Here is an 8,782-nt window from a genome sequence, read left to right on the forward strand (position 1 = left end):
GACGGTGTGGCGGGCGGCACCTGGGGCGAGCTGTTCAACATGCCGCTCACGGCGCACTTCCTCGGCGGCGCGGTGATCGGTGACAGCCCCGAGCACGGGGTCATCGACCCCTACCACCGGGTGTACGGCTACCCCACGCTGTTCGTGGTGGACGGGGCCGCGATTTCGGCCAACCTGGGCGTCAACCCGTCGCTGTCCATCACCGCGCAGGCCGAGCGGGCCGCGTCGCTGTGGCCGAACAAGGGCGAGAACGACGAGCGGCCGCTGCAGGGCGACACCTACCGCCGGATGAACCCGATCCCGCCCGAGCGGCCGGTGGTTCCCGCCGCCGCGCCGGGCGCGCTGCGGTGGGTGCCGATCACCCCGGTCCGCTCGACCGCCGGTTAGGCGCTCGCGAGCACCTCGAGCGGTGCGCCGCTGAGCACCCGGCTGCGTTCGCCGTGCACGTCGACCGGCACGTCGCCCATCAGCGTGACGCGGTGCATGAGCCGCGGCTGGTCGTCGTAGTCGTCGATGGCGCGGTGCTGGGTGGCGCGGTTGTCCCACATGGCGACGTCGCCGGGCGCCCATGACCAGCGGATGGTGTTCTCCGGCATGGTGATTCGGCGCTGTAGCAGGTCGAGGAGCGCGGCGGACTCGTGGGCGTCGAGGCCCACCAGGTTGCGCACGAAGTCGCCCGCCAGCAGGGAACGCTCGCCGGTTTCCGGGTGCACCCGCACCACCGGGTGCTCGGTGCGAAAGTCCGGCTTCTGGAAGGCGGCGCGATACGCGCGTTGCGCGTCGTTGCCCGAGTCGACCGCCTCGTCGCCGACGTAGTCGTAGCGGTTGCTGTGCACCGCCCAAAGGTTCTCGGCCAGGCACCGCAGCGGCTGGGGCAGCTGCTCGTAGGCCGCCGTGGTCGACGCCCACAGCGTCGAGCCGCCATAGCCGGGCAGGGTGACGGCCCGCAGGATGGACGCGGCCGGGTAGTTCGCCGCGAACGTGACGTCGGTGTGCCAGCGGGTGGCCTTGCCGTACTCGGAGTTGATCGGCGTGATCGTCGGCTCGTCCTTGCCGGCGAGCATGGCGGCGGCCGGGTGGCCGACGGGCGTCCCCAGCAGCCGGGCGAACGCGAGCTGCTGCGCGTCGTCGAGGTGATGCTGGTGGCGGAAGAAGATCACCTTGTGGGCCAACAGCGCCTGGTAAATCGTGTCGACCGCGGCGTCGTCGAGGTCGCCGCCGAGGCGCACCCCGTCGACCCGGGCGCCGATCCGGGCGCCGAGCTTGGTGACCGTTATCTGACCTGTCATGTCGTTCGTCCTTGCCTGAAAATGGTGTAGTCAGATGACTACATGCGCTACTGTAGTCAGATGACTACAGCTTCCGCAAGGGGCGCCGGGAAGACGCCCACCGGCCGGGCGGAAGTGGCCGCGGCGATCCTGGAGGCCGCCACCGAACTGTTCGCCGAGCGCGGCCCCGCCGCCACCTCGATCCGCGACATCGCGGCGCGCTCCCACGTCAACCACGGCCTGGTGTTCCGGCACTTCGGCACCAAGGAGCAGCTCGTCGGCGCGGTGCTCGACCACCTGGGCGCCACCCTCACCGAGCTGCTGCGCGCCGAGTCGCCCCACGACGTCGTCGAGCGGGCCATGGACCGGCAGATGCGGGTGATGGCGCGCACGGTGCTCGACGGTTACCCGGCCGGCAAGCTGCAAAAGCTGTTCCCCAACATCGCGGCCCTGCTCGACGGGGTGCTGCCGAAATACGACGATGAGACCAGCGCGCGCCTCGCCGTCGCCAACGCCCTTGCGCTGCAATTCGGTTGGCGGCTGTTCGCGCCGATCCTGCGGTCGGCCACCGGCATCGAGGAACTGACCGAGACGCAACTACGCGCGGCGATCACCACCGAGATGACGCGGGTCCTCGAGCCTCACTGAGTGCGCGACAGGCTGCGCCGGCGCAGCGGTTCCCGGCCGGGCGGCTGGGGCGGGGGCGGCAGCAGCGGCTCGCGCCTGCGTACCTCGACGGTGGTGGGCTCCTCGGTGCTGAGCACCAGCTCCTCGCCCGCGTGCCGGATCGCCAGCTCGCCGCCGGGCCCGTCGCGCAGGGTGTAGGTGACGTCGGCGTGGTTGGCGTCCACGGTCAGCCGAAAGTCGCGCCAGCGCAACCGGAATCGCAGCCGCGCGATGCCGTCGGGCAGCTGCGGGTCGAGCGCCAGGATGCCCTCGTCGTCGCGCAGGCCGCCGAATCCGCCGACCAGCGCCGTCCAGGCGCCGGCCAGCGACGCCATGTGCAGGCCGTCGCGGGTGTTGCTGTGCAGGTCGCGCAGATCGATCAGCCCGGCCTCGTAGGCGTAGTCGTGCGCGAGCTCCAGGTGCCCGACCTCCGCGCACATCACCGCCTGCGTGCAGGCCGACAGCGACGAGTCGCGCACCATCCGCCGCTCGTAGTAGTCGACGTTGCGGGCCTTCTGCTCGGCGGTGAAGGCGTGGCTCTGCCATTGCATGGCCAGCACCAGGTCGGCCTGCTTGATCACCTGGGCCGGGTAGAGCCGCACGTAGGCGTCGTGCAGCAGCAGCGGGTAGCTGTTGTTGGTCTCGAAGTCCCACTCCGCCAGCGTGGTGAACCCCTCGCACTGCTGGTGCACGCCCAGCCCCTCGTCGTAGGGGATGTTGACGGCGTCCGCGGCGTTGCGCCAGGCGGCCATCTCCTCGGTGGTGACACCCTGGGCCTTGGCGGTGTCCGGGTGCCGGTTGCACGCGTCGGCGGCGACGTTCAGGTTGTGGGCGGCCATCAGGTTGGTGAAGACGTTGTCGCGCACGATCGCGGTGTATTCGTCGGGGCCGGTGACCCCGTCGAGGTGCCAGACGCCGTGGCGGTCGTGATGGCCCAGCGACATCCACAGCCGCGCGGTCTCGATCAACACCGTGATGCCGCAGTCGGCCTCCAGCGACTCGTCGCCGGTGACCACGCGGTAGCGCTCGAAGGCCATCGCGATGTCGGCGTTGATGTGCCAGGCGGCCGTGCCGGCCGGCCAGTACGCCGAGCACTCCTGCCCGCGGATGGTGCGCCAGGGGAACGCGGCGCCGCGCAGGCCAAGCTCGGCGGCCCGTTCCCGGGCCAGGTCCAGGGTCGACGCCCGCCAGCGCAGCGCGTCGGCGACCGTGTGCGGGGCGGTGTAGGTGAGTACCGGCAGCACGTAGCCCTCGGTGTCCCAGAACGCGTGCCCGTCGTACCCGGTGCCGGTGAGGCCCTTGCTGGGGATCGCGCGGCGCTCGGCGCGGGCGCTGGCCTGCAGCATGTGGAACAGCCCGAACCGCACCGCCTGCTGCGACTCCGAATCGCCCTCGACCTCGACGTCGGCGTTCTCCCAGAACTCGTCGAGGTACTTGCGCTGCGCGTCGAGCAGCCCCTGCCAGCCGCTGTAGCGGGCGCTGTGCAGGGCGGCGGCGGCCTGGTCGCGCAGCGCGGGGCGCGACCGCAGGCTCGACCAGCCGTAGGCGAGGTACTTCACGATCCGCAGCCGCTGGCCGGGCCGCAGCCCGGCGATCACGGTGGTGCGGGCCAGGTCGTCGCGGGCGTCGTTGGAGATCTCGACGCGCCCGGGGACGTCGACCTCGTGGTCCATCGCGGCGGCCATCATCAGCGCGCTGCTGCGCGTGCGGTGCATGAGCAGCGCGCCGCATTCGGTGCTCTCATGGTCGACCGCCACCAGCGGGTTCTCCAGGATGGCCGATACCCGGGGGTCGCCCGACGTCTCCGGCTGGTCCTCGTTGGCGACCAATTCGGACTGCACCGTGACCCGCACGAACTCGTCGACGGCCTCGACGCAGTATTCGATGGCGGCGACGCCGCGCTGCGCCAGCGACACCAGCCGGGTCGAGACCAGCTTGATCTGCTTGCCCGACGGCGAGCACCAGTGCGCGCGGCGGGTCAGCGTCCCGGCGCGCAGGTCCAGCACCCGCTCGTGGGACAGCAGGTTGCCGTAGCGCACGTCGAACGGCTCGTCGCCGACCAGCAGCCGGAAGATCTTGCCATTGGTGACGTCGACGACGGTCTGCCCGGCCTCGGGGTAGCCGAAGCCGGCCTCGGCGTAGGGCAGCGGCCGGATCTCGTAGAACGAGTTCAGGTAGGTGCCGGGCAGGCCGTGCGGCTCGCCCTCGTCGAGGTTCCCGCGCAGCCCGATGTGCCCGTTGGACAGCGCGAACAGCGACTCCGACTGGGCGATCACGTTGAGGTCGAGTTTGGTCTCGCGGATCAGCCACGGGTCGACCGGAAAGGCCTCCTGGGAGATCACTGCGCGAGCAGCTCTGCGAGGTCGCTGACCACCACGTCCGCGCCGTTGCGCCGCAATTCCTCGGCCTGGCCCACCCGGTCGACACCCACCACGCACCCGAAGTTACCGGCATGGCCCGCCTGCACGCCGGAGATCGCGTCCTCGAACACGGCCGCCGCGTCGGCGGGCACGTCGAGCAGCTGCGCGCCCCGCAGGTAGGAGTCGGGGGCCGGCTTGCCGGCGATGTGCTCCTCGCGCAGGGTGACGCCGTCCACCCGCTGCTGCACGAACCGGTCCAGCCCGGTGATCTCGAGGACGTCGCGGGTGTTGGCGCTCGACGACACCACCGCCACCTTCAGGCCCGCGTCGGCGACGGCCTCGAGGTAGCGCCGCGACCCCTCGAACACCTTGACGCCGTCGTCGTGCAGCACCTTCTGGAACATGTCGTTCTTCCGGTTGCCCAGCCCGTACACGGTGTCGGCGTCGTCGGGGTCGTCGGGGTCGCCGTCGGGCAGCTCGATGCCCCGGCTCTGCAGAAACGACCGGACGCCGTCCTCGCGCTTCTTGCCGTCGACGTAGTTCTGGTAATCCGCGCCCGAGTCGAACGGCACGAACTCCTCGCCGGTGCGCTTGGCCCGTTCGGAGAGGAAGGCGTCGAACATGGCCTTCCAGGCCTTGTTGTGCACGCTGGCGGTGTCGGTGAGCACGCCGTCGAGGTCGAACAGACAGGCGCGCACCTTCTCTGGCAGACCCAGCGCTGAACTCACCGGCGATCCTCGATTCTTCAGGTCTTGTCGCGGGACTGGTTAAGCGATACCCACTCCACCATGCCCGCCATGCCTCTCGCCAGCCGTCGGGGCGACTCGCGGCGGCCACTAGACTTCTCCCGTGGCCGAATCCGCTGAACACGAGGCAACCGAGGCGTCCGGTGCGCCGGCTCGACCGGTGCTGGTCGTCGACTTCGGCGCGCAGTACGCGCAGTTGATCGCCCGCCGGGTGCGGGAGGCGCGGGTGTTCTCCGAGGTCGTCCCGCACACGGCCACCGTCGAGGAGATCAAGGCCCGCGATCCGCTGGCGGTGGTGCTCTCGGGCGGCCCGTCCAGCGTCTACGAGCAGGGCGCCCCGCAGCTCGACCCGGCGCTGTTCGACCTGGGGGTGCCGGTGTTCGGCATCTGTTACGGGTTCCAGGCCATGGCGCAGGCCCTGGGCGGCACGGTCGCCCGCACCGGCACCAGCGAGTACGGTCGCACCGAGCTCAAAGTCGTTGGCGGCGAACTGCATTCGGGTCTACCAGAGGTGCAGCCGGTGTGGATGAGCCACGGCGACGCGGTCACGGCCGCGCCGGCGGGTTTCGACGTGGTGGCCAGCAGCGCCGGCGCGTCGGTGGCGGCGTTCGAAAACCGTGCCCGCCGGCTGGCCGGCGTGCAGTACCACCCCGAGGTCATGCACACCCCGCACGGGCAGCAGGTGCTCACCCGGTTCCTGCACGACTTCGCGGGGCTGGGGGCGGATTGGACGCCCGCGAACATCGCCGAGGCGCTGGTGGAGCAGGTCCGGGCGCAGATCGGTGATGGCCGCGCCATCTGCGGGTTGTCCGGCGGCGTGGACTCCGCCGTCGCGGCCGCGCTGGTGCAGCGGGCCATCGGCGACCGGCTGACCTGTGTGTTCGTCGACCACGGGCTGCTGCGCGCCGGGGAGCGGGCGCAGGTGCAGCGCGACTTCGTGGCGGCAACCGGGGCGAACCTGGTCACCGTCGACGTGGCGGACACGTTTCTGGCGGCGCTCGCCGGGGTGACCAATCCCGAAGGGAAGCGCAAGATCATCGGGCGCCAGTTCATCCGGGCGTTCGAGGGCGCCGTGCGAGACATCGTGGGCGACAGCGACTCTCGGGTCGACTTCCTGGTGCAGGGCACGCTGTACCCGGACGTGGTGGAGTCCGGCGGCGGCAGCGGCACCGCGAACATCAAGAGTCACCACAACGTGGGTGGTCTGCCCGACGACCTCAAGTTCGCCCTCGTCGAGCCGCTGCGGCTGCTGTTCAAGGACGAGGTGCGCGCGGTCGGGCGTGAGCTGGGGCTCCCGGAGGAAATCGTTGGGCGCCAACCGTTCCCGGGCCCGGGCCTGGGCATCCGGATCGTCGGGGAGGTCACGGCGGCGCGGCTGGACACGCTGCGCCGCGCCGACTCGATCGCCCGCGAGGAGCTGACGGCCGCCGGACTGGACAAGCTGATCTGGCAGTGCCCGGTGGTGCTGCTCGGCGACGTGCGCTCGGTGGGCGTGCAGGGCGACGGCCGCACCTACGGCCACCCGATCGTGCTGCGACCGGTGACGAGCGAGGACGCCATGACCGCCGACTGGACCCGGGTGCCCTACGAGGTGCTCGAGCGCATCTCCACGCGCATCACCAACGAGGTTCCGGAGGTCAACCGCGTGGTGCTCGACATCACCAGCAAGCCGCCGGGCACCATCGAGTGGGAGTGAGCGCCCGGCGGGTCATTCAGCCAGATCGCTGCTGCCTCGGCCGGCCTGCGCCGGCCGAGCGCCTGCCGAGCGCCTGCCGAGCGTGAAGTTAGTTTCACGCTCGAGCCCGAACGTGAAGTTAGCTTCACGTTCGGCGGCTACTCCACGAATTCGCTTCTGCCATCGGCGATTGCGGCCACATCCCAGTTGCCGCCCACCTCGCCGACGAGCCTGCGGGCGACCTCCCGGTCGCCTTCGCCGGCGACCAGGCTCAGCGTGTGATCGGTCGTGCTGACGGATCCTCCGCGCAGGCGGGTACGGGCTGCCGGGTCGGCAGCCAGCGCGTCGCCGAGGCGGCCGATGTCGATGTTCGGCACGGTGATGAGGATCGCGTTGTCCCCAGGGGTCTGCGGGGGCAGGTAGTCGAAGGTCAACACGGATTCCTGGTCGAACTGGCGGCGTAGCGCCTCGGCGCCGGCGTGCAGCGCGGATTCGTCCGCGCCGCACAGGTGGAATTCGCGCGAACGCTCGAACGTCAGCCGCCCCAGCGCGGGGGACCAGTAGGCCCCGTCGAGCGGTGTCGATCCGGTCACCGCGTCGCCGTTGCGGGCGAGCGTCTCGGCGGCTTGCGAGACGAACAGGGGATCGGCGTTGTCGGAGACGAACAGCTCCGCCGGTTGACAGGGCGCGGCCCGGCCCGGCGCCGCGGAAAGGCACCAAAAAAGCACCATTGGCCACACCAGTACCGACCGCATAAAGCAGCCTCTCACGTCGCTTGACGGTTGTCGGAGGGCGGGTGTTTACTTCGAAAAGTATCGAACATACTTTCGAATGGAGGCTGGTCATGACCGCGGCTTTCGCCTCCAATCAGGCCCCGGAAACCCGGGCTGAGCAGCTCGAATCACTACGCCGCCGGATGGCGGGCATCTCCGCGAAGACGGGCGGGGCCGCGGGCGCCCGCGCCGACGAGCTGCTGCCGGACTCGGGCGCCCGGGTGGCGCTGCCGGCGTGGCTCGCCGACGCGCTGCCGATGCCGCGGGGGACGGTCGCGGTGCTTTCGGGGGCCCGGTCGCTGCTGCTGTGCATGGTGGCCGCGGTGACGGCGGCGGGGGGCAACGCGGCCATCGTCGGTCAGCCGGACATCGGGTTGTTGGCCGCCGCGGAGATGGGGGCGGACCTGAGCCGGCTGGCGGTGATCCCGGATCCCGGAACCGACCCGGTGGAGGTGGCCGCGGTGCTCGTCGACGGCATGGATCTGGTGGTCCTCGGCCTGGGTGGGCGCCGGGTGCCGCAGACCCGGGCGCGGGCGGTGGTGGCCCGCGCCCGCGCCAAGGGCTGCACCGTGCTGGTCACCGGCGGCGAGTGGCAGGGGGCGCCGACGCGGCTGGCGGCCCGGGTCTGCGGTTACGACTTCGCCGCGGGCGACCGCGACCGGCCGGCGCCCGGCTTCGGGCGGATCAGCGGGGTGCGGCTGCAGGTCAGCGGGGTGTGCGCCGGACGGCCGGTGACCGCCCGGGCGCGGGCCGGGTGAATCGTGATGGCGGGGTCCCGGGTGCTGGCGATCTGGTGCATGGATTGGCCGGCGGTCGCGGCGGTGGCGGCGGCGGGCCTGCCCGCGACCGCCCCGGTCGCGGTCACGCTGGCCAACAGGGTGATCGCCTGCTCGTCGGCCGCCCGCGCGGCCGGGGTGCGGCGGGGGTTGCGGCGCCGGGAGGCGGCGGCGCGGTGCCCGCAGTTGCACGTCGTGACCGCCGACGCGGACCGTGACGCCCGCTTCTTCGAATCGGTCGTCGCCGCCGTCGACGACCTGGTGCCGCGCGCCGAGGTGCTGCGGCCCGGGCTGATGGTGTTGCCGGTGCGCGGGGCGGCCCGCTATTTCGGATCCGAGGCCGACGCCGCCGAACGGCTGACCGACGCGGTGGCCGTCAGCTCGGGCGCCGGCGCCGAGTGTCAGGTCGGCATCGCCGACCGGCTGTCCACCGCCGTCTTCGCCGCGCGGGCCGGCCGGGTCGTGGAGCCGGGGGGTGACGCGCGGTTCCTGGCGGTGCTGTCGATCCGCCAACTGGC

The 8,782-nt window shown here is 71.6% G+C and carries 8 protein-coding genes and 1 pseudogene; 5 read left to right on the forward strand and 4 right to left on the reverse strand.

Features of this window, described 5'->3' with window-relative positions:
• A partial coding sequence (locus tag A5714_RS10575) for a GMC oxidoreductase (RefSeq protein ID WP_197513636.1) occupies nucleotides 1-387 on the forward strand: 387 nt, incomplete at its 5' end.
• Here the strand turns inward: A5714_RS10575 and A5714_RS10580 are convergent.
• Nucleotides 384-1,289 (reverse strand): TauD/TfdA family dioxygenase, encoded by a 906-nt coding sequence (locus A5714_RS10580; protein ID WP_068075276.1) that lies wholly within the window; start codon nucleotides 1,287-1,289, stop codon nucleotides 384-386. The two genes, A5714_RS10575 and A5714_RS10580, sit on opposite strands and share 4 nt — an antisense overlap.
• A 60-nt stretch (nucleotides 1,290-1,349) precedes the next feature.
• Between A5714_RS10580 and A5714_RS10585 the strand changes: the two genes are divergently transcribed.
• The gene (locus A5714_RS10585; protein ID WP_068075273.1) at nucleotides 1,350-1,916 is read left to right on the forward strand and encodes a TetR/AcrR family transcriptional regulator; all 567 of its coding nucleotides are present in this window, start codon (nucleotides 1,350-1,352) and stop codon (nucleotides 1,914-1,916) included.
• Here the strand turns inward: A5714_RS10585 and A5714_RS10590 are convergent.
• Both A5714_RS10590 and A5714_RS10595 read right to left on the reverse strand, forming a co-directional pair.
• Nucleotides 1,910-4,276, reverse strand: a complete 2,367-nt coding sequence (locus A5714_RS10590) for a glycoside hydrolase family 65 protein (RefSeq protein ID WP_068285084.1) — start codon at nucleotides 4,274-4,276, stop codon at nucleotides 1,910-1,912. The genes A5714_RS10585 and A5714_RS10590 overlap by 7 nt on opposite strands.
• Nucleotides 4,273-5,022, reverse strand: a complete 750-nt coding sequence (locus A5714_RS10595) for a beta-phosphoglucomutase family hydrolase (protein WP_068065969.1) — start codon at nucleotides 5,020-5,022, stop codon at nucleotides 4,273-4,275. Before A5714_RS10595 ends, A5714_RS10590 begins: the two co-directional genes overlap by 4 nt.
• A gap of 121 nt (nucleotides 5,023-5,143) precedes the next feature.
• On the opposite strand from A5714_RS10595, the gene guaA reads away from it, so the two are divergent.
• Nucleotides 5,144-6,736 (forward strand): glutamine-hydrolyzing GMP synthase, encoded by a 1,593-nt coding sequence (gene guaA / locus A5714_RS10600; protein ID WP_197513637.1) that lies wholly within the window; start codon nucleotides 5,144-5,146, stop codon nucleotides 6,734-6,736.
• Nucleotides 6,737-6,873: 137 nt separating this feature from the next.
• On the opposite strand, the gene A5714_RS10605 is transcribed toward guaA, so the two are convergent.
• Nucleotides 6,874-7,446 carry a hypothetical protein gene (locus tag A5714_RS10605; protein WP_082959681.1) on the reverse strand — a complete coding sequence of 191 codons (573 nt, stop codon included), beginning with the start codon at nucleotides 7,444-7,446 and terminating at the stop codon, nucleotides 6,874-6,876.
• Between the two features lie 113 nt (nucleotides 7,447-7,559).
• On the opposite strand from A5714_RS10605, the gene A5714_RS10610 reads away from it, so the two are divergent.
• Nucleotides 7,560-8,246 (forward strand): hypothetical protein, encoded by a 687-nt coding sequence (locus A5714_RS10610; protein WP_068065980.1) that lies wholly within the window; start codon nucleotides 7,560-7,562, stop codon nucleotides 8,244-8,246.
• A 3-nt stretch (nucleotides 8,247-8,249) separates the two neighbouring features.
• Nucleotides 8,250-8,782, forward strand: a pseudogene (locus A5714_RS10615) (DNA polymerase Y family protein); the annotation flags it as partial.

Origin of the sequence: Mycobacterium sp. E2462, from assembly GCF_001672685.1 — a bacterium.
Classification (GTDB): Bacteria; Actinomycetota; Actinomycetes; order Mycobacteriales; family Mycobacteriaceae; genus Mycobacterium.